The organism is Pseudomonas syringae pv. cilantro, from assembly GCF_001293775.1.
Lineage (GTDB): Bacteria > Pseudomonadota > Gammaproteobacteria > Pseudomonadales > Pseudomonadaceae > Aquipseudomonas > Aquipseudomonas syringae_P.
Genome location: NZ_LGLN01000081.1, coordinates 1 through 19,614 on the forward strand (window position 1 = coordinate 1; position 19,614 = coordinate 19,614).

The 19,614-nt window shown below is 58.4% G+C and carries 17 protein-coding genes and 1 pseudogene; 12 read left to right on the forward strand and 6 right to left on the reverse strand.

The genetic code is table 11. From position 1 onward, the window contains the following. From ABJ99_RS22480 to ABJ99_RS28865, 3 genes and pseudogenes are all read right to left on the reverse strand, one after another. Positions 1 to 453: pseudogene (locus tag ABJ99_RS22480) on the reverse strand (AMP-binding protein); the annotation flags it as partial. Between the two features lie 104 nt (positions 454 to 557). Next, positions 558 to 1,910 carry an MATE family efflux transporter gene (locus tag ABJ99_RS22485; protein WP_054087691.1) on the reverse strand — a complete coding sequence of 451 codons (1,353 nt, stop codon included), beginning with the start codon at positions 1,908 to 1,910 and terminating at the stop codon, positions 558 to 560. A gap of 321 nt (positions 1,911 to 2,231) precedes the next feature. Next, entirely contained in the window at positions 2,232 to 2,450 is a 219-nt protein-coding gene (locus ABJ99_RS28865) for a hypothetical protein (protein ID WP_054087692.1), read from the reverse strand. Positions 2,451 to 2,664: 214 nt separating this feature from the next. Here ABJ99_RS28865 and ABJ99_RS22495 point away from each other — a divergent pair, with 214 nt between their 5' ends. Next, positions 2,665 to 2,994, forward strand: a complete 330-nt coding sequence (locus tag ABJ99_RS22495; protein ID WP_054087693.1) for a DUF2790 domain-containing protein — start codon at positions 2,665 to 2,667, stop codon at positions 2,992 to 2,994. A 274-nt stretch (positions 2,995 to 3,268) separates the two neighbouring features. Continuing rightward, positions 3,269 to 4,525, forward strand: coding sequence for a cation:proton antiporter (locus ABJ99_RS22500; RefSeq protein WP_054087694.1), 1,257 nt, complete (start codon positions 3,269 to 3,271; stop codon positions 4,523 to 4,525). A 1-nt stretch (position 4,526) separates the two neighbouring features. Here the strand turns inward: ABJ99_RS22500 and ABJ99_RS22505 are convergent, their stop codons facing one another. Beyond that, complete coding sequence (locus ABJ99_RS22505) at positions 4,527 to 5,426, reverse strand: AraC family transcriptional regulator (RefSeq protein WP_054087695.1); 900 nt, start codon at positions 5,424 to 5,426, stop codon at positions 4,527 to 4,529. Between the two features lie 280 nt (positions 5,427 to 5,706). Between ABJ99_RS22505 and ABJ99_RS22510 the strand changes: the two genes are divergently transcribed. From ABJ99_RS22510 to ABJ99_RS22520, 3 genes are all read left to right on the forward strand, one after another. After that, on the forward strand, positions 5,707 to 7,023 hold the full coding sequence (locus ABJ99_RS22510; RefSeq protein WP_054087696.1) for an ABC transporter substrate-binding protein: 1,317 nt from the start codon (positions 5,707 to 5,709) through the stop codon (positions 7,021 to 7,023). A 40-nt stretch (positions 7,024 to 7,063) separates the two neighbouring features. Next, positions 7,064 to 7,837 carry an L-iditol 2-dehydrogenase gene (locus ABJ99_RS22515; protein WP_054087697.1) on the forward strand — a complete coding sequence of 258 codons (774 nt, stop codon included), beginning with the start codon at positions 7,064 to 7,066 and terminating at the stop codon, positions 7,835 to 7,837. A 123-nt stretch (positions 7,838 to 7,960) separates the two neighbouring features. Continuing rightward, positions 7,961 to 8,785, forward strand: a complete 825-nt coding sequence (locus ABJ99_RS22520; RefSeq protein WP_054087698.1) for a DeoR/GlpR family DNA-binding transcription regulator — start codon at positions 7,961 to 7,963, stop codon at positions 8,783 to 8,785. 101 nt (positions 8,786 to 8,886) lie between these two features. Here the strand turns inward: ABJ99_RS22520 and typA are convergent, their stop codons facing one another. Both typA and thiI read right to left on the reverse strand, forming a co-directional pair. Next, complete coding sequence (gene typA / locus ABJ99_RS22525) at positions 8,887 to 10,707, reverse strand: translational GTPase TypA (protein ID WP_007252777.1); 1,821 nt, start codon at positions 10,705 to 10,707, stop codon at positions 8,887 to 8,889. A 142-nt stretch (positions 10,708 to 10,849) separates the two neighbouring features. After that, entirely contained in the window at positions 10,850 to 12,304 is a 1,455-nt protein-coding gene (gene thiI, locus ABJ99_RS22530; RefSeq protein ID WP_054087699.1) for a tRNA uracil 4-sulfurtransferase ThiI, read from the reverse strand. Between the two features lie 336 nt (positions 12,305 to 12,640). Between thiI and glnA the strand changes: the two genes are divergently transcribed. From glnA to ntrC, 7 genes are all read left to right on the forward strand, one after another. Next, positions 12,641 to 14,047, forward strand: a complete 1,407-nt coding sequence (gene glnA, locus ABJ99_RS22535; protein WP_054087700.1) for a glutamate--ammonia ligase — start codon at positions 12,641 to 12,643, stop codon at positions 14,045 to 14,047. 165 nt (positions 14,048 to 14,212) lie between these two features. After that, positions 14,213 to 14,626 carry a cupin domain-containing protein gene (locus tag ABJ99_RS22540; RefSeq protein ID WP_054087701.1) on the forward strand — a complete coding sequence of 138 codons (414 nt, stop codon included), beginning with the start codon at positions 14,213 to 14,215 and terminating at the stop codon, positions 14,624 to 14,626. 127 nt (positions 14,627 to 14,753) lie between these two features. Continuing rightward, a complete protein-coding gene (locus ABJ99_RS22545; RefSeq protein WP_054087702.1) occupies positions 14,754 to 15,311 on the forward strand; it encodes a chorismate mutase in 558 nt (185 codons plus the stop codon). A gap of 79 nt (positions 15,312 to 15,390) precedes the next feature. After that, the gene (locus ABJ99_RS22550) at positions 15,391 to 15,939 is read left to right on the forward strand and encodes a DUF4124 domain-containing protein (protein ID WP_054087703.1); all 549 of its coding nucleotides are present in this window, start codon (positions 15,391 to 15,393) and stop codon (positions 15,937 to 15,939) included. Positions 15,940 to 15,941: 2 nt separating this feature from the next. Further along, positions 15,942 to 16,562: a DUF4124 domain-containing protein gene (locus ABJ99_RS22555; RefSeq protein ID WP_054087704.1), complete on the forward strand. Its 621-nt coding sequence runs from the start codon at positions 15,942 to 15,944 to the stop codon at positions 16,560 to 16,562. 293 nt (positions 16,563 to 16,855) lie between these two features. Then, the gene (gene glnL / locus ABJ99_RS22560) at positions 16,856 to 17,941 is read left to right on the forward strand and encodes a nitrogen regulation protein NR(II) (RefSeq protein WP_054087705.1); all 1,086 of its coding nucleotides are present in this window, start codon (positions 16,856 to 16,858) and stop codon (positions 17,939 to 17,941) included. After that, a complete protein-coding gene (gene ntrC, locus ABJ99_RS22565; protein WP_054087706.1) occupies positions 17,938 to 19,374 on the forward strand; it encodes a nitrogen regulation protein NR(I) in 1,437 nt (478 codons plus the stop codon). The genes glnL and ntrC overlap by 4 nt, the downstream gene beginning before the upstream one ends. Positions 19,375 to 19,614: the final 240 nt, after the last annotated feature.

Below are 19,614 nucleotides of genomic sequence, written 5' to 3' on the forward strand. Positions count from 1 at the left end.
ACAACTATCCTGACACCGGGGGTTGGTCAGCAGTGTGATGTCCCCCACCGACACGACATGAGCACCGCAATTACCGGCCATCATGGTGGTTATGTTATTCAGCGCAGAAAACAGGTTGATGGTGAACAGATTGGCACAGCGATCACCGGGTTGAATGAAGCCGTTGCTGCGAAAGACGTTGGAGCGTGAGCTGTCTTCATCGACTTCGCAGTCGTAGTAGTAATAACAGCGCTTGAGATTGCCGCTGGTGCCACTGGTAAAACCGATCAGGCAGTTTCGCTCGTTGCGCTCCAGACAGCGTTCGGTCTGCGCTGCGAAGCCTTCCTTGTCCATGATCGGGACATGTGTTCTGAAATCCTGGTAGGTGAATCCTTCAAAATCGTTGTTCTGGTGGGTTTTAGCGGCTGTGTTGGAAATTCTGCTCCATTCTTTTTCTACATCGTAGGCAGTCATGCGTGTCCTCTATAGTCCATTTTTTTGATTATCTGTACGAATTACCCCCCCTCAGCCGTGACTGACGGGCGGAACGCGGGCTATGAGTTGCACCAATGGTGAGATCAGTTCCTTATTCCAATAACCTCACTGCTCAACACTTTTTTCATGACCCGATACGCCAGCCAGCAGGCACAAAACGCCACTATGGTATTGCCCAACAATTGTCCGAGCATTACCCCGACACTGCCGAAGGCTTGCGCGCCGTACCACACGAACGGCACCGTGCCCAAGCTGGCACGCAGCCAGCCGAACAGCGTGACATAAACCGGTCGACCGACGCTGATGAAGATGGATGTGGCAATGAATTGGAGCCCGATCAAGGTCCAGAAAAGGCCGCCCCACCGGCAGAACGCGGAGAAAACTGCAAGTCCTTCGCCGGAAACATGGAAAAGTCTGGCCAAAGGCTCAGCCAACAGAATCAGCAGCAGCGACGTGGCTGCTCCGTAGCAGATCAACAGCACGTAGGTCGTTTTTACGGCTTGCGAAACACGGGCGGTATTCATGGCGCCGAGGTTTTGCCCCAGTATCGGGATCAGCGCACCAGGCAGGGCGAACACCACGCAAAACGCGACTTGAATGACCCGATCGATCACTCCGATAGCCGCCAGCGCCTGGGACCCGAACGGCGCCATTGCGGCCATTACATAGGCCATGCCCACTGGCGTCGCCAAATTTCCGACGACCGCAGGTATGGCTGTTCGGCCGATGTCAATGATGTCCCCTGACAGGTACGTCAGGCTGACTCGACAGGTCAGACGGGCCACTCGATGGACGTAATAAAACCCCAGAAATGCCGATACGATACTCGACATCAGATAGGCAATCCCGGCGCCAGTCAGGCCCAGATCAAACACAATAATAAGTAATGGATCAGCGATGGCTACAGCGGCAGTCGCAATCAGCAGGGTCCACATCGCCTGTTTGCCGAAGCCTGCGCTGCGCAGAATCTGCACACACAGTTGTTCTACAGCTACCAGTACCGAGGCAGGCAGGCTTATCCACAGATAGTCACGTGCCGTCGCAAAAATGCTGCCCTCGCCGCCCAGCATTCGAACGGCTGGTTCGAGCACTATCAGCTCAAGCGCAGCAGCGCCCAGTGTGGCCATGACGCCAAGCAGCAAACCACTGCTGGCGAGGCGTCTGGCCTTGTCCGGCATGCCGCTGCCCAGGCCTCTCGACACGGCCGTCGAGACAGCCACAGCGATACCAAGGATCATCGCGATGAGGAAAAACATCAGGGTTTTGGCCACCGCGAAGGCAGCCAGCAAACTGTCGTCACGCAGCATCGCGATGTAGACCACCGTCAGCACTTCGATCAGAAAGATCGACAACAGGCTGGTCGCACTGGTGCTCGTCATAAACATAACGTGCCGCAACATCGAGCCTTCGGTGAAGACCGCTCTGGTAACCGTCATTAAGCCTTCTCTTCCAACTGAGCGCCGTTACTGATTTTCAAATGAGCATCGACAGCGCATCAACGCCACTCTTGGGCGCTCACTGAGTGACCAAAACGACGTTGCAGTTCCAGGGAGCTTGAGGGGCAACGGCCCAAATAAAAAGAAACAAGCATTGACTGACGCAACCCGACCTTCAAGATTGCACGCAAAGCATCCACAATGACTTTTTTCAGGGAATAAAAAAAGCGTCCCGAAGGACGCTTAAAGATTCGCCCCGACCAAAGGAGCTGGGAGCTGCCAAAGGGCGAATGGGGTGCCGCGAGTGGCGCATCAAAGGCATCAGCCTTCAGACTTGGTTGTCTGCTCGGCCTTCTTGTCGGCTGAGTTGACGTACCGCTCGGCCGTCTGGCTGTTCTGCTCCTTGAAGCGCAGCTCTTGTGCCAGGCGCATCTTGTCAGCGGCGGTGCTTGCGTACTCGTTACCGTCGTCGGCGAAGGCTGCAGTGGCGGACAAGGCAGCTACGGCGAAGACCATCGACTTGATCAGTTTCATCATCATTACCTCTTGGTTGAAAAGGAGTGCCTGAAAAGCTCGTTGCTCGTCAGGGATGAAACAAGCTTACGCCCGGGCAACTAACAGGAAGGTGAGCAGACAATGACAATACTGTTAGAAAGCTGACATCTTGAAGATTGCTGATTTGTAATGTTTCAGTCACTTTCTGGTTAGCGCGCACTTGGTAGATTCAAGTCACCTTCAAACGGAGACAAAAGAAATGCGCACTGCCAAATCGATGTTGCTTGCCCTGGTTATCCTTTCGCCCTTGAGTGCTTTCGCTTACACGACTGATGAAGTCAAGGCGACAACGGTCATCAAGGATCACCAGGCAAGCGTGCAGAAATACGCCGCCATCCATAACAAGCCGATGCCTGAGATCAAGGAGTACAAATACGGAATGAAGCTCGACGTCGCCAAAGTCATTCGCAAGTCCCCGGACCTGCAGTCGTGTGCGGTGATGCCCAAGCTGATGACCTACGAGGACTCTAAAGGCAAGCTGAACACCGTGCAGTATCAGGTCCTCGGCGGGTGCAGAAACAGCCAATGATTCTGAACCTGCCAGGGAGGCCACCCAGTGTTAAATCCCCCATCAGCCCGGACCATCCTCCGGGCTGATTTTTTGCGTTCTCGCCCGCTGAAAACACCCTCTGAAACCCGCCTCACGGCTTATTCCCGCCTTATTTGCAACATCACCGGCTCTGCGTGGTCAACGCAGACCCTGCTGTGTCGTATCGCCATGTGTCTGCATGCCCCTGCGGTCCATCAAACACAGGCTCGGTTACGGTGATCGAGAAACTGCAATTACGGATTTGGAATGACCGATGCTTGAACTCGCTGCTGGTTTTATCTGCCTCACTGCACTGCTGACCTACGTGAATTATCGTTTTATCGGTCTGCCTCCCACCATCGGTGTGATGGTGACCGCGCTGATGTTCTCGTTGCTGCTGCAAGGCCTGAGCTTCCTGGGCTATCCCGGCCTGGAAGATCGCGTCCAGCAACTGATCGGCCAGATCGATTTCGGCGACCTGCTGATGAACTGGATGCTGTCCTTCCTGCTGTTCGCAGGCGCGTTGCATGTCAACCTTGGCGACCTGAGGAACTACCGCTGGCCCATCGGCCTGCTGGCAACGTTTGGTGTGCTGATTGCAACCACCGTCATTGGCGCGCTGGCCTACTGGATTTTTGCCTTGTTCGGCTGGCACGTCAGCCCGCTCTACTGCCTGCTGTTCGGCGCACTGATCTCGCCCACCGACCCGATTGCGGTGCTCGGCGTGCTGCGGACCGCCAATGCGTCCAAGCCGCTGAAGACCACCATCGTCGGTGAGTCGCTGTTCAACGACGGCACGGCTGTCGTGGTGTTCACCGTTTTGCTGGGCATTGCGCAACTGGGCGAGACGCCCACGGTCGGCGAAACCGCGCTGCTGTTTGTCCATGAAGCGGTCGGCGGCGTGCTGTTCGGCGGCCTGATCGGCTACGCCGTGTACTTGATGATCAAGAGCATCGAGCAGTATCAGATCGAAGTCATGCTGACTCTGGCACTGGTGATCGGCGGTTCGGCGATGGCTTCTGAACTGCACGTTTCCGGCCCTATCGCGATGGTCGTGGCCGGGCTGATCATCGGTAACCTGGGGCGTAATCTGGCCATGAACGACATGACCCGTCGCTACATGGACGGCTTCTGGGAGTTGCTGGATGACATGCTCAATGCGTTGCTGTTCGCGCTGATCGGCATGGAGCTATTGCTGCTGCCGTTCTCGTGGCAGCACTTGATTGCCGCCAGTCTGCTGGCCATGGCGATCCTGCTGTCGCGCTTCGTCACCGTAGCCCCGGCCATCCTGCTGCTGCGTCGCTGGCGCAAGGTGCCGCACGGCACGATCCGCATTTTGACCTGGGGCGGCTTGCGCGGCGGCGTCTCGGTGGCACTGGCGCTTGCACTGCCCACCGGCCCGGAACGCGATCTGCTGCTGAGCATCACCTACATCGTGGTGTTGCTGTCGATCCTCTTGCAGGGCCTGACCATTGGCAAGCTGGTGAATGCCGTCACCCGTGCGCCACAGGCCAAGGACGATCCGCACTGATTCAGATGGTTGCAGCAGCGCGCCGGTACTCACTGGGCGTCTGCTGCATTTCCACACGAAAGTGCCGATTGAAGTTGGACAGGTTGGCGTAACCGACTTCAAAGCAGATGTCCGACACTGACATCTCACTGTGCAGCAGCAACCGGCACGCGCGCTGAATCCGCAGCTTGCGCATCAGGTCGATAAAGCAATGACCGGTGGTGCGTTTGAAGAAGCGTGAAAACCCCGGATCGCTCATGTCCAGCTGCCGGGCAATCACCGACAGGCGAATATCGCTGGTCAATTCCGTGAGCAGATAATCGAACGCCTTGTTGATCCGCTCAGCGCTGCGTGCATCGAGGGTCGGTGCATACCAGGCGCTGGCCAGCAGCCGAGCTTCCTGCGCAGGCGCTTTCGTCAGCGTATTGACCAGTTGCAGGAACAGAATCAGCCGCTCCAGCCCTTGCGCCGGGCCGATTGCTTCCAGCAGGCGCGCGGCCTGCACCGCTGTCTCGCCCGTGAACTCCAGCCCGCGACGTGCCTGCTCGAACAGCCGCTGCAAGTCGCCCATTTCCGGCAATGTATTGCGTAACGCCAGCAGCGCTGCACCATCGAACTGCAACACCACATCCCGCCCGGCCAAGTGCTCGCCAGGGGCCAGATCGCCGATCCAGTCATGTGGCAGATCCGGACCGATCAACGCCACATGACCGGCCGCGAATTCACCGATGTAATCGCCAGCCACCAGCTTGCCACTGCCCTGGCGAATCAGATGAATTTCGAATTCCGGATGATGGTTCCAGCGCGCCAATGCGTAGGGATAGTCGTGCTCATACCAGCGAAAGCAGTGGTCGGGCTGTGGGAGGATGACCTCGAGCTCGGCGGGACGCTGCTCGAACAAGGCCGCTCGGCTGTCAGGCACTGGATGCCCCTTTTATCGTTATGAATGCGCTATGGACGCTTCAACATACGCCCTTGCGCTCGGCCAGGGCTAGCTCGGGCGCAAATCGACACTGATACTTTTTTGCTTTCAGACCACCGGGTGCTGCGTGGTTAAAAAAGTATCAGCGCAGTGTTTCTGCTGCGTTTGTTCGGCGCTGCACAGGCTGCTGTAATCGGGACGTCCACCAAGGCCGCTCAGCCATGGTCAACAACAAAAACAATAGCTCCCGCCAGCATGGCGCGGAGTGGAGAGCACTACGATGAACATTCGGAAAACGCTTTTCCTGTCCGCAGGCGTGTCCGCCGCCCTTTTCAACCTGACCGCTCAGGCCGTCGAAACCGTGACCATCGCCACGGTGAATAACGGCGACATGATCCGCATGCAGCGCCTGTCGAAAATCTTTGAACAGCAATACCCCGACATCAAGCTCAACTGGGTGGTACTGGAAGAAAACGTTTTGCGCCAGCGCCTGACCACCGACATTGCCACCCAAGGCGGCCAGTTCGACGTGTTGACCATCGGCACGTATGAAACGCCATTGTGGGGCGCGAAAAAATGGCTGGAGCCGATCACCGGACTTGCACCTGAATACGACCTGGAAGACATCTTTCCCTCCGTGCGTCAGGGCCTGTCGGTTAAAGACACCCTCTACGCCCTGCCCTTTTACGGCGAAAGCACGATCACTTACTACCGCACCGATCTGTTCAAGCAGGCCGGCTTGAGCATGCCGGAGCGCCCGACCTGGACACAATTGGGCCAGTTCGCGGCAAAGCTGCATCAGCCCGACAAAGGCATTTACGGCATGTGCCTGCGCGGCAAGGCCGGTTGGGGCGAGAACATCGCCCTGCTCAGCACCATGGCCAACGCGTTCGGCGCGCGCTGGTTCGATGAGCAGTGGAAACCCGAGCTGACCAGCCCGGAATGGACCAACGCCGCGAATTTCTACGTCAATACGCTCAAAAACTACGGCCCGCCGGGTGTGTCGAGCAACGGTTTCAACGAAACCCTCGCGCTGTTCAACAGCGGCAAATGCGCGTTGTGGGTGGACGCCAGCGTGGCCGGTTCTTTCACCACCGACAAGGAACAAAGCAAGGTCGTCGACAGCGTCGGCTTCGCGCCTGCGCCGGTTGAAGTGACCGACAAGGGCTCGTCATGGCTCTATGCCTGGTCGCTGGCGATACCGACCACCTCGAAGCACAAGGACGCCGCCAAAGCATTCATCACTTGGGCAACGTCCAAGGACTATATCGATCTGGTCGCCAAGACTGATGGCACCACTCACGTACCGCCCGGCACTCGCACGTCTACCTACAGCGAGGCTTACCTCAAGGCCGCGCCGTTCGCCAAAGTCACCTTGCAGATGATGCAACACGCCGACCCCGCGCAGCCTTCGGCCAAACCGGTGCCTTACGTCGGCATCCAGTACGTGACCATTCCCGAGTTTCAGGCCATCGGCACCTCGGTCGGCAAGCTGTTCTCCGCCGCCGTGACCGGGCAGACCAGCACTGAACAGGCGCTCATCGCCGCACAGGCCGTCACCGAACGCGAGATGAAACGTGCCGGTTATCCGAAGTGAACCCGGCAGCCCTCAACTGTATTGAACGGACGACAATCCTATGAAACGACTTGAAGGTAAAAGTGCGCTGATCACCGGATCGGCGCGGGGCATCGGGCGGTCTTTCGCCAAGGCCTATATTCGCGAAGGGGCCCGCGTGGCGATTGCCGACATCAATCTGCAGCGCGCGCAGGCCACGGCCACTGAACTGGGCCCGAACGCCTATGCCGTAAAAATGGACGTCACGGATCAAGCGTCCATCGATCAGGCCGTCGCCGCAGTGGTCGCGCAGACCGGCAAGCTGGATATCCTGATCAACAACGCCGCGTTGTTCGACCTGGCACCGATTGCCGATATCACCCGCGACAGCTACGAGCGGCTGTTTTCGATCAATGTCGCGGGCACGCTGTTTACGTTGCAGGCGGCGGCCAAGCAGATGATTGCCCAAGGCCACGGCGGCAAGATCATCAACATGGCCAGCCAGGCGGGGCGCCGGGGCGAAGCGCTGGTGGCGGTGTATTGCGCGACCAAGGCTGCGGTGATCAGCCTGACGCAATCGGCCGGCCTGGACCTCATCCGGCACGGCATCCATGTGAATGCCATCGCCCCTGGCGTGGTCGATGGCGAGCATTGGGATGGGGTCGACGCGATGTTCGCCCGCTATGAAAACCGGCCGCTGGGCGAGAAGAAAAAGCTGGTGGGCGAGCAGGTGCCATACGGGCGCATGGGCACGGCGGATGACCTGACCGGCATGGCGATTTTCCTGGCCTCCAGCGACAGCGAATACGTGGTGGCGCAGACCTATAACGTCGATGGTGGCAACTGGATGAGCTGAACACTGACTGCTGCAAGATGAGCCGCACCACGCAAAAAACACCCGTCGTCGCTTACATTGCCGAGGCGATTGGCTAAGATGCGCGAACCGCTTGTTGTCTTGGCGGCTCATCAAGGAGCACGAATGTCCACTGAAGAGGAGATCGCCATTTCCGGCGGTACACCTATGATTCCCGATCAGCGCCGGGAGCTGATGCTGCGTCAGTTACGCAAGCATCAAGTGCTCAGCGTTCATCAGTTGATGGAGATGTTCGACTGCTCGCACATGACCATCCGCCGCGACATCGCCGTACTGGAGCAGGAAGGCCGGGCCTACTCGGTGACCGGTGGTGTGCGCATCGCCAGCCAGGTGCACAGCGAACCCAGCCATCAATCGAAAGCGGTGGTCGAGCTGCCGCACAAGCAAGGCATGGCGCGTCTGGCAGCCGGTTTACTGCACCCGGACATGACGATTTATCTGGACGCAGGCACCAGCACGCTGGAGATCGTGCCGCACATCGTCGCGTTGTCAGGCATGACCGTGGTGACCAATGATTTCGGCGTGGTCAACGCGCTGGCCGATGCTGCGCATGTGGATGTGATTCACACCGGTGGGCTGCTCGATCACCCTAACCGCTCCAGCGTAGGCGGCCTGGCTGCGGCCACCCTGCGCCAACTGGCAACCGACGTGGCGTTCATGTCGACCAGCTCGTGGGACCTGCAACGCGGCACCACCACACCGTCGGCACTGAAGGTCGAGGTCAAGCAGGCCGCCATGCAGTCCGCTTCACAAACCGTATTGATCGCTACCAGCTCCAAATACGGCACCTTCGGCATGTACAAGGTGGCCGGGCTGGATCAATTCGACACCATCATCACCGACGCAGCGCTGGCCGAAGCGGCTGCCGACGGGATTCGCAAGCAGCGCATCGAGTTGCTGCTGGCGCCTGTGGGCGGCCGTTCGAAGTAGCTTGCCACCCAGCTGGCCAGTGCCAGCGGCCACAAAACGCACGCGTAAAAAAACCCGGTCTCGCGACCGGGTTTTTTGTGTCTAGCCGATTAACTGATGACTCAGTTGCCCGACTTCTTGGCAGCACGAGTACGCTCGCTTTCGCCAAGGATTTTCTTACGCAGGCGGATCGACTTTGGCGTCACTTCGCAGAGTTCGTCTTCTTGTACGAATTCCAGCGCTTGCTCCAGAGTGAAACGGATAGGCGGAACCAGAGCGATGGTTTCGTCTTTACCGGAAGCACGCATGTTGTCGAGCTTCTTGCCTTTGGTTGGGTTTACACCCAGGTCGTTGTCGCGGCTGTTGATGCCGACGATCTGACCTTCGTACACGTCTTCGCCATGACCCAGGAACAGCTTGCCACGGGCTTGCAGTGTTTCCAGGGAGTAGGTCAGCGCCTTGCCGGTAGCAACCGAAACCAGAACGCCGTTCTGACGGCCGGACATATCGCCAGACTTCATCACGTCGTAACGGTCGAAGATGCTGGTCAGAATGCCTGCGCCGGAAGTCAGGGTCAGGAACTCGTTACGGAAACCGATCAGGCCACGTGCCGGGATGTTGTACTCAAGGCGCACACGGCCCTTGCCATCCGGAACCATGTTGGTCAGGTCGCCTTTACGGTTACCCATTTGCTCCATGATCGCGCCCTGCGCTTCTTCAGGCAGGTCGATGGTGACGTTTTCGTACGGTTCGTGCTTGACGCCATCAACCATGCGGATGATCACTTCAGGACGACCGACACCCATTTCGAAGCCTTCGCGACGCATGGTTTCGATCAGTACCGAGAGGTGCAGCTCACCACGGCCGGAGACTTTGAACTTGTCGGCGGTGTCGCCTTCTTCAACGCGCAGTGCAACGTTGTACAGCAGTTCCTTGTCCAGACGTTCCTTGATGTTACGGCTGGTAACGAACTTGCCTTCCTTGCCGCAGAACGGCGAATCGTTAACCTGGAAGGTCATCGAAACGGTCGGCTCGTCGACGGTCAGGGGCTTCATCGCTTCAACGTTCAGCGGGTCGCACAGGGTGTCGGAGATGAACAGCTGGTCGAAGCCGCTGATGCAGACGATGTCGCCGGCAGCTGCTTCTTCAACGTCGATGCGGTGCAGACCGTGGTGACCCATCAGTTTCAGGATACGGCCGTTACGCTTCTTGCCGTTGACGTCGATGGCAACCACCGGCGTGTTCGGCTTGACGCGACCACGCGCGATACGGCCAACACCGATGACGCCCAGGAAGCTGTTGTAGTCCAGTGCCGAGATCTGCATCTGGAACGGACCGTCACGGTCAACCTGCGGAGCAGGGACGTGATCGACAATCGCCTGGTACAGCGGGGTCATGTCTTCAGCCATGTCGGTATGAGCCAGACCGGCAATACCGTTCAGCGCAGAAGCGTAAACGACCTGGAAGTCGAGCTGTTCTTCGGTAGCGCCCAGGTTGTCGAACAAGTCGAAGATCTGGTCCAGAACCCAGTCAGGACGCGCGCCTGGACGGTCAACCTTGTTGATGACCACGATCGGACGCAGGCCGGCTTCGAACGCCTTCTTGGTCACGAAACGGGTTTGCGGCATAGGGCCGTCCTGGGCATCGACCAGCAGCAGCACGGAGTCGACCATCGACATCACGCGCTCTACTTCACCACCGAAGTCGGCGTGGCCCGGGGTGTCCACGATGTTGATGTGGTAGCCATTCCAGTTGATCGCGGTGTTCTTCGCGAGAATGGTAATACCGCGCTCTTTCTCCTGGTCGTTGGAGTCCATCACGCGCTCGTCGTTGAGCTCGCCGCGCTCCAGAGTGCCGGATTGACGCAGGAGTTTGTCTACCAGAGTGGTCTTACCATGGTCAACGTGAGCAATGATGGCGATGTTACGTAGATTTTCGATCACTTGTGTATCTCGATCAGAGGATTCGGTCTGCTGACTGTTTAAGGACAGCGATTACTATTTCGAGTCGGCAAAAGCCGTTACGGCATGACGACTGGTGTCGGGGGGCCGGTGACGCAAGCCACAGGCAAACAGCCCCGGGCACTTAGCTCGGTCGATAAACGCGCACATTGGCATGCCCCTCACTGAGCAAATGGTGAGCATGCAGGCGACTCATGACGCCTTTGTCGCAATACAGCAGGTACTGGCGCGTGTCATCCAGTGCCTTGAAGCGGCTATTCAATGCGTAGAACGGCAACGTCTGTATCTCCACGCCGGGCACTTGCAACGGCTGGTCTTCCTGGGCATCCGGGTGACGGATGTCGATGATGACCTGGCCGGCCAGCGCCTGGCTCACTTCTTCAATGTCGACATTGCGGCTCAGATCGTCGATCACCCGATCGATCGAAACCAGCCTGGCGCGTTCGAGCGCTTGCTCGAGAATCGCCATGTCGAACTGCTTTTCTTCGTACTCAACGCGATTACGCTTGGCGTTGGTCTTGGGGTTGACCGAAATCACCCCGCAATACTCAGGCATGTGCCGGGCAAAATCGGCGGTGCCGATTTCAGTCGCCAGGTCCACGATGTCCTGCTTGTGGGTTGCAACCAGCGGTCGCAACACCAGCTTGTCAGTCGCCGCGTCGATCAGCGACAGGTTCGGCAGCGTCTGGCTGGCAACCTGTGAAATCGCTTCGCCAGTGACCAGCACGTCGATTTCGAGACGATCAGCCACCGCAGATGCAGCGCGTAACATCATACGCTTCAAAACTACACCCATATGACTGTTATCGACTTTCTGCAGAATTTCTCCGAGAACTTCCTCGAACGGTACGCTGACGAACAGCACCCGCTGCGAACTGCCGTACTTCTTCCAGATGAAATGCGCGACTTCCATTACGCCCAGCTCATGGGCGCGTCCGCCCAGGTTGAAGAAGCAGAAGTGCGCCATCAGGCCGCGGCGCATGATCTGGTAGGCCGCAACGGTCGAATCGAAACCGCCGGACATCAATACCAGAGTCTGCTCCAGCGCGCCGAGCGGGTAGCCGCCCATGCCTTTGTGCTGGTCGTGAACGACAAACAACCGTTGGTCGCGAATTTCCATCCGGACCACCAGATCGGGCTTTTTCAGCTCGATTCCGGCCGCGCCGCATTGCATGCGCAGCTTGCTGCCGACGTACTTCTCGACGTCCATCGAACTGAAATCGTGTCGCCCGGCACGCTTGCAACGCACCGAAAACATCTTGCCAGGCAACAGGTCGGCGTAGTGCAGTTTGCACTTGGCAACGACGTCATCCAGGTCACCCAGCGGGTACTCGGCGACCTGCAGAAAATTGGCAATGCCCGGCATGCAGCTCAGCCGATCCCTGATGCCCTGCAGCACTTTGGGGTCGGTCTGGCGGGTCTCGACCTCAAGATTGTCCCATACACCACCCACGACAATGTCCGCGTCCAGTTCCCGGAGCACGGTACGAATGTTCTTGCCCAGCTGCCGGATGAACTTCTTGCGAACCGGCGGGCTCTTGATGGTGATTTCTGGGAAAACTTTAACGATTAGTTTCATGGAAACAGAGCGTGAGGTGCCGACCAAAAAAGGGGGGCGCGGATTATAGCGGAAATTGCTCAAGGTTTAACCAGTTATCGTACGCGCGTTAAGTCGAGCACCAAAAAGAGTCATCGCACCAAAATGCAGCGCCATAACGGTGCGTGTTTTTCCCGACTAACGCGTTTTCGCTCCGTGAAAGCCTGCATTTGAAGCAAAAAACCCAACACGGGGCACTGGCATGCAAATTGCTCCCTTGTGAGGCAGGTTGCCTTGGCAGAATATTCGCGCCGGCATCACCCAAATTCAAGGGACCACACCTATATTAAGGCGGTCTCTAGCCACCCGGAGGACACCATGTCGAAGTCGGTTCAACTCATCAAAGATCATGACGTTAAATGGATTGATCTGCGCTTCACGGACACCAAGGGCAAGCAGCAGCATGTCACCATGCCAGCGCGTGATGCACTTGAAGATGACTTCTTCGAAGTCGGCAAAATGTTCGACGGCTCCTCCATTGCTGGCTGGAAAGGCATCGAAGCGTCCGACATGATTCTCCTGCCGGATGACGAAACCGCCCTGCTCGACCCGTTCACCGAAGAGCCGACTCTGGTTCTGGTGTGCGACGTCATCGAACCTTCGACCATGCAAGGCTACGACCGCGACCCGCGCGCCATTGCCCACCGTGCCGAGGAATACCTGAAGTCGACCGGTATCGGCGACACCGTATTCGTTGGCCCTGAGCCAGAATTCTTCATCTTCGACGAAGTGAAGTTCAAGTCCGACATCTCCGGCTCGATGTTCAAGATCTTCTCCGAACAGGCTTCGTGGATGACCGACGGCGACGTCGATGGCGGCAACAAGGGCCACCGTCCGGGCGTCAAAGGTGGCTACTTCCCGCTGCCACCGGTCGACCACGACCACGAAATCCGTACCGCAATGTGCAACGCCCTGGAAGAAATGGGCCAGATCGTGGAAGTTCACCACCACGAAGTTGCCACTGCCGGCCAGAACGAAATCGGCGTGAAATTCAACACGCTGGTTAAAAAGGCTGACGAAGTTCAGACCCTGAAGTACTGCGTACACAACGTTGCCGACGCCTACGGCCGTACCGCGACCTTCATGCCGAAGCCTCTGTACGGTGACAACGGTTCGGGCATGCACGTGCACATGTCCATCTCCAAAGATGGCAAGAACACTTTCGCCGGTGAAGGCTATGCCGGTCTGTCCGATACTGCCCTGTTCTTCATCGGCGGCATCATCAAGCACGGCAAGGCGCTGAACGGCTTCACCAACCCGTCGACCAACTCCTACAAGCGTCTGGTGCCGGGCTTCGAAGCACCTGTCATGCTGGCCTACTCGGCGCGTAACCGCTCCGCATCGATCCGTATTCCTTACGTCAACAGCCCGCGCGGCCGTCGTATCGAAGCACGCTTCCCGGATCCGGCAGCCAACCCGTACCTGGCATTCGCTGCTCTGTTGATGGCTGGCCTGGACGGCATCCAGAACAAGATCCACCCTGGCGACGCAGCTGACAAAAACCTGTATGACCTACCGCCTGAAGAGGCCAAAGAGATCCCACAAGTTTGCGGCAGCCTGAAAGAAGCCCTGGAAGAACTGGACAAGGGCCGTGCGTTCCTGACCAAAGGCGGCGTGTTCAGCGACGACTTCATCGATGCCTACATCGAGTTGAAAAGCGAAGAAGAAATCAAGGTTCGCACCTTCGTACACCCATTGGAATACGAGCTGTACTACAGCTGCTGATCCAGTCGCGCCAGCGTTGACGGCGTCACAAGAGACCTCCTTCGGGAGGTCTCTTCGTTTCTGAAAACAGATTTTTTATTTTTGTGCGATAACGGGATACCGCATCAGAAAAAAAATACCGGGCAAAATTCTGGCTTGAATCTCAGCCAGCAAGGCCATCCCGACATGCCCTACAAACTTCTGATCACCGCCGCCCTGATCGCCCTGACAGGCAGCGCCGTCGCCCAACAGTCTGCCCCCACCGTCGAATCCCGCGTTCTGCTGAAAAGCAAAACATCCTGGGACGGTACGCCTTACATGGCCTACCCCAAAGGCCAGCCCGAGCTGACCGTTCTGAAGATCAACATTCCTGCAAATACCGCGCTGAAATGGCATAGCCACCCGATCCCCAACGCCGCCTACGTAGCGTCCGGCGAAATCACCGTCGAGAAACGGGACAGCAACAAGGAAATCCGCCTGAAACAAGGCGACGCACTCGCAGAGATGGTTGATATCGTGCACCGTGGCAAGACGGGTGACATGCCAGTCGAACTGATCGTCTTCTACGCCGCGACAGAGGCAACGCCGTTGTCGCAATAAGTTCGTGGCAGCACGCACGCGGGATGCAGCCTTTGCAACGTGAAATTCTTTTCACCACCGGGCACTGGCTGCATACCCATGAACTGGGCTTAACTTTGCACCCGCCCCGATCAAGATGGAGTTGAATATGCGCCTGCTTCTGGCCACTTCCCTGCTGACTCTGACATTCATGTCCACCGGTTTTGCGTTCGCCGCCGGGCAAAAAACGTCCGTTATCGATCCGCTGCTGCAAGCGATCAGCGAGCGTCTGAGCATTGCCGATCAAGTCGCCCTGAGCAAATGGGACAGCGGCAAGGCTGTCGAGGACCCGCCGCGCGAACAGCAGGTCATCAGTGCCGCGCAGGCCCGTGCGGCCGAGTTCAAGCTGAACCCCGACGATGTTCAACGGCTGTTCCGTGCGCAGATCGAAGCCAACAAGCAAGTGCAGAATGCCCTGCTCGCCCAGTGGCACGCGGCGGGCAAGGCACCTGATACGGTCAGGCTGAGCCTGACGGACGATATCCGCCCGAAACTCGACCGTCTGCAGACCCAACTGTTGCAGGCCTACGCTGACTTCCAGCCGCTGCGTGCGAGCGAAGACTGCAAGATTCAGCTCGACACCGCGCTGAAGCGTTATCAAAGCGATCCGATTCATGATCAGGCGCTGGTGCTGGCCACCGCTGACCTGTGCGCTGCAAAACGCTGACATGGCAGGCAGGTAGCGCAGCATAGGGCGATGTGTTCTATGCTGACGGCCACCCATGCCCCTTGCTGTCGAGAGCCTCATGCGTCAAAGCCTGATTTGCCTGTTGCTGTTGATCAGCCTGCCTGCCATGGCGCAGATCTATAAGTACACCGATGCGAACGGCAACACCGCGTTCAGCAATCAGCCACCCAATGGCACCAAAACCGAAGTGGTCGAGTTGCCACCGCTGAACAGCATCGAAACCCAGACGCCATCGGGACCGGCGGTAAACAGCGCTCCGCCATCGGCCCCGGCCCAAGCGCCAGCGCCAGCGCAATCTCAGCCACAAACGGCCTACGACGTACTGGAGCTCACAGACCTGCCAACCGATGAGGCCTTACGCGCCAACAATGGCACGTTCATCATTGGCGTGAAGGTTCAGCCGCGCCTGCAGCAAAATCATCGCCTGCAACTGCTGCTGGACGGTAATCTTTACGGACAGCCGTCCAACCTGCCACGTTTTCAGGTGGTCAATGTCGACCGTGGCGAACACAGCTTCGCTGTGGTGGTGAAGGATGGAGAACGGATCATTCAGCAGAGCGAAACGATCACGCTAACCGTACAACGCGTCCATCTCGGCAAACCATGAACATGCGCGGCCTGCTGATCTGTCTGCTGTTACTGGCGACGCTGCCTGCCGTGGCCGACGTCTACACCTACATCGATGCGCAGGGTAATCGGGTTTTTACCGATCAACCGCGCAAGAACGCCAAACGCGTCGACATCCCGCCCAGCAACAACATGACCGGCACGCCGCCCACCAGAACCTTGAAAGCCGGTCCTGCCAGACCAGCGCCGCCGACACCGATGTTTCACTATCAGTTGCTGAGAATTCTGGTCCCGGAGCCGGATGCGACGCTGAACAACCCGAGCGGTGATTTCATCGTCACGGTGACCAGCGAGCCGGCATTACAGCCAGGGCACAGCTATCGACTGCTGCTGGATGGTGTCGCCGTCGGCCAGCCCGGACGCAGCCCGGTATTTCCGGTCAGCAATATCGATCGCGGCACCCATCAACTGTCGGTGGAGGTTTTCGATGAGCTCGGGCGGGTTCTGGAAAAGACCCCGAATCAGCCGCTGCATGTGCAGCGTGTTTCCCTCGCGCAAAAGCGCATGACCCGTCCCTGCACGGACGATCAATACGGTGTCCGCCCGGAATGCCCGCTCAAGGACAAGCCAGAGCCGAAAAGCAGCATTCTGCCGTTCTTCTGATGACCGGCCTTCGCAAGCACCTTTTTGGTGCGCACTTACGCTACCTGCGCAACAATACAGCCCAAACTGGTTCAGAAATGCTCACCGGATAGCGCCGTATGCGGGCACACTTTCAAAAAACGCCCAGATTTTGCAGATAAAACGCTTCTTTTCGGAGCCTTGGTTTGGTTTTTGCAACTTCACCGATACAGCACCTATCAAGCACCTGACCGGTGATTTTGCTCATGCTGGCGAAGACCACCCAGCACCCGCATTGCGCGACTGCAATGTGCCAAAAGAGGTCAACACGATTCATGACTATCAGCGACGCGCTGCACAGACTGTTACTGGATAACCTGACCACTGCCACCATTCTGCTCAATTCCGACCTGCGGCTTGAGTACATGAACCCGGCGGCGGAAATGCTGCTGGCGATTAGCGGGCAGCGCAGCCATGGGCAATTCATCAGCGAGCTGTTCACCGAGTCGGCTGAAGCACTGAGTTCACTGCGCCAAGCAGTGGAACAGGCCCACCCGTTTACCAAACGCGAAGCGATGCTCACCGCCCTCGCCGGCCAGACCCTGACCGTCGACTACGCTGTGACGCCAATCCTCAGCAAAGGCGAAACCCTGCTGCTGCTCGAAGTGCACCCGCGTGACCGCCTGTTGCGCATCACCAAGGAAGAGGCGCAGTTGTCCAAGCAGGAAACCACCAAAATGCTGGTGCGCGGCCTGGCCCACGAAATAAAGAATCCATTGGGCGGGATTCGTGGCGCCGCACAACTGCTGGCCCGCGAACTGCCCGAAGAAAGCCTCAAGGATTACACCAACGTCATCATCGAAGAGGCCGACCGCCTGCGCAATCTGGTTGACCGCATGCTGGGCTCCAACAAGTTGCCATCGCTGGCGATGACCAACGTGCATGAAGTGCTCGAACGGGTGTGCAGCCTGGTCGAGGCCGAAAGCCAGGGCTGCATCACGCTGGTGCGCGACTATGACCCGAGCATTCCCGATGTACTGATCGACCGCGAGCAGATGATTCAGGCCGTGCTCAATATCGTGCGCAACGCGATGCAGGCCATCAGCGGCCAGAACGAACTGCGCCTGGGCCGGATCACCATGAGAACCCGCGCCATGCGCCAGTTCACCATCGGCCACGTTCGGCACCGACTGGTGAGCAAGATCGAAATCATCGACAACGGACCGGGCATCCCGACCGAGCTTCAGGAAACCATTTTCTACCCGATGGTCAGTGGCCGCCCGGATGGTACGGGGCTCGGTCTTGCCATTACCCAGAACATCATCAGCCAGCACCAGGGCCTGATCGAGTGTGACAGCCATCCCGGCCACACCACGTTCTCGATCTTCCTGCCGCTGGAACAAGGAGCAGCTTCGACATGAGCCGTAGTGAAACTGTCTGGATCGTAGACGACGATCGTTCTATCCGCTGGGTATTGGAAAAAGCCTTGCAACAGGAAGGCATGACCACGCAAAGCTTCGACAGCGCCGACGGGGTGATGAGCCGTCTGGCCCGTCAGCAACCGGACGTAATCATTTCCGACATTCGCATGCCCGGCGCCAGTGGTCTGGACCTGCTGGCGCGGATTCGCGAGCAGCATCCGCGATTGCCGGTGATCATCATGACCGCCCATTCGGACCTGGACAGCGCCGTGGCCTCGTATCAGGGCGGCGCTTTCGAGTACTTGCCCAAGCCGTTCGACGTCGACGAAGCGGTCTCGCTGGTCAAACGCGCCAATCAGCATGCTCAGGAACAACAAGGCCTGGACGTTGCGCCGACGCTGACCCGTACCCCTGAAATCATCGGCGAAGCGCCGGCGATGCAGGAAGTGTTTCGTGCCATCGGACGTCTGAGTCATTCCAACATCACCGTGCTGATCAACGGTGAATCGGGGACCGGTAAAGAACTGGTCGCCCACGCATTGCACCGCCACAGCCCGCGCTCGGCGTCGCCGTTCATTGCGCTGAACATGGCGGCGATTCCCAAGGATTTGATGGAATCAGAACTGTTCGGTCACGAGAAAGGCGCGTTTACCGGCGCGGCCAATTTGCGTCGCGGTCGCTTTGAACAGGCTGACGGCGGCACGCTGTTCCTCGATGAAATCGGCGACATGCCGGCTGACACACAGACCCGTCTGTTGCGGGTACTGGCGGATGGCGAGTTCTATCGGGTTGGCGGGCACACGCCGGTCAAGGTCGATGTGCGGATCATCGCCGCGACTCACCAGAACCTCGAAACCCTGGTGCAGGCCGGCAAGTTCCGTGAGGACTTGTTTCACCGCCTGAACGTTATCCGTATTCACATCCCGCGCATGTCGGACCGTCGTGAAGACATTCCAACACTGGCCAAGCACTTCCTGAGCCGCGCGGCGCAGGAGCTGTCCGTCGAGCCCAAACTGCTCAAGGCCGAGACCGAGGAATACCTCAAGCATCTGCCGTGGCCGGGCAATGTTCGTCAGCTGGAAAACACCTGCCGCTGGATCACCGTCATGGCGTCGGGTCGTGAGGTGCACATCAGCGATCTGCCGCCGGAATTGCTCAGCCTGCCGCAAGACGCCGCCCCGGTGACCAACTGGGAACAGGCACTGCGTCAATGGGCCGATCAGGCGTTGTCGCGTGGTCAGTCCAGCCTGCTGGACAGCGCGGTGCCGACCTTCGAGCGAATCATGATCGAAACCGCCCTCAAGCATACCGCTGGCCGCCGCCGCGACGCTGCTGTGCTTCTGGGCTGGGGCCGCAACACCTTGACCCGCAAGATCAAGGAACTGGGCATGAAGGTCGATGGCGGGGATGACGACGAGGCTGATGAGGGCTGAAAAGCACCCCACGGAGCGTGGATACAGGAGCGAACCGGGCGACGCTTCGCTTGTCCGCGAACTGCCGGGGACCGGCAGCAAAACCAGCCGCCTCGGTGTATCAGACACAACCGGGGCGACCTGTTTCAGGGCCGCTTCGCAGCCCATCGCAGCCGTCGTAACCTCCGGAAGCTCCCACGCCCTCCGGGCAGAAGCTCGTTGTGTGTTGTCTGCAACATACCGGTTTTGTGGGAGCTGACC

Bases quoted from the DNA above. Each gene is read 5' to 3' on its own strand.
- ABJ99_RS22485 (WP_054087691.1), bottom strand. From the start codon at position 1,910: ATGACGGTTACCAGAGCGGTCTTCACCGAAGGCTCGATGTTGCGGCAC.
- ABJ99_RS28865 (WP_054087692.1), bottom strand. From the start codon at position 2,450: ATGATGATGAAACTGATCAAGTCGATGGTCTTCGCCGTAGCTGCCTTG.
- ABJ99_RS22495 (WP_054087693.1), top strand. From the start codon at position 2,665: ATGCGCACTGCCAAATCGATGTTGCTTGCCCTGGTTATCCTTTCGCCC.
- ABJ99_RS22500 (WP_054087694.1), top strand. From the start codon at position 3,269: ATGCTTGAACTCGCTGCTGGTTTTATCTGCCTCACTGCACTGCTGACC.
- ABJ99_RS22510 (WP_054087696.1), top strand. From the start codon at position 5,707: ATGAACATTCGGAAAACGCTTTTCCTGTCCGCAGGCGTGTCCGCCGCC.
- ABJ99_RS22515 (WP_054087697.1), top strand. From the start codon at position 7,064: ATGAAACGACTTGAAGGTAAAAGTGCGCTGATCACCGGATCGGCGCGG.
- ABJ99_RS22520 (WP_054087698.1), top strand. From the start codon at position 7,961: ATGTCCACTGAAGAGGAGATCGCCATTTCCGGCGGTACACCTATGATT.
- thiI (WP_054087699.1), bottom strand. From the start codon at position 12,304: ATGAAACTAATCGTTAAAGTTTTCCCAGAAATCACCATCAAGAGCCCG.
- glnA (WP_054087700.1), top strand. From the start codon at position 12,641: ATGTCGAAGTCGGTTCAACTCATCAAAGATCATGACGTTAAATGGATT.
- ABJ99_RS22540 (WP_054087701.1), top strand. From the start codon at position 14,213: ATGCCCTACAAACTTCTGATCACCGCCGCCCTGATCGCCCTGACAGGC.
- ABJ99_RS22545 (WP_054087702.1), top strand. From the start codon at position 14,754: ATGCGCCTGCTTCTGGCCACTTCCCTGCTGACTCTGACATTCATGTCC.
- ABJ99_RS22550 (WP_054087703.1), top strand. From the start codon at position 15,391: ATGCGTCAAAGCCTGATTTGCCTGTTGCTGTTGATCAGCCTGCCTGCC.
- ABJ99_RS22555 (WP_054087704.1), top strand. From the start codon at position 15,942: ATGCGCGGCCTGCTGATCTGTCTGCTGTTACTGGCGACGCTGCCTGCC.
- glnL (WP_054087705.1), top strand. From the start codon at position 16,856: ATGACTATCAGCGACGCGCTGCACAGACTGTTACTGGATAACCTGACC.
- ntrC (WP_054087706.1), top strand. From the start codon at position 17,938: ATGAGCCGTAGTGAAACTGTCTGGATCGTAGACGACGATCGTTCTATC.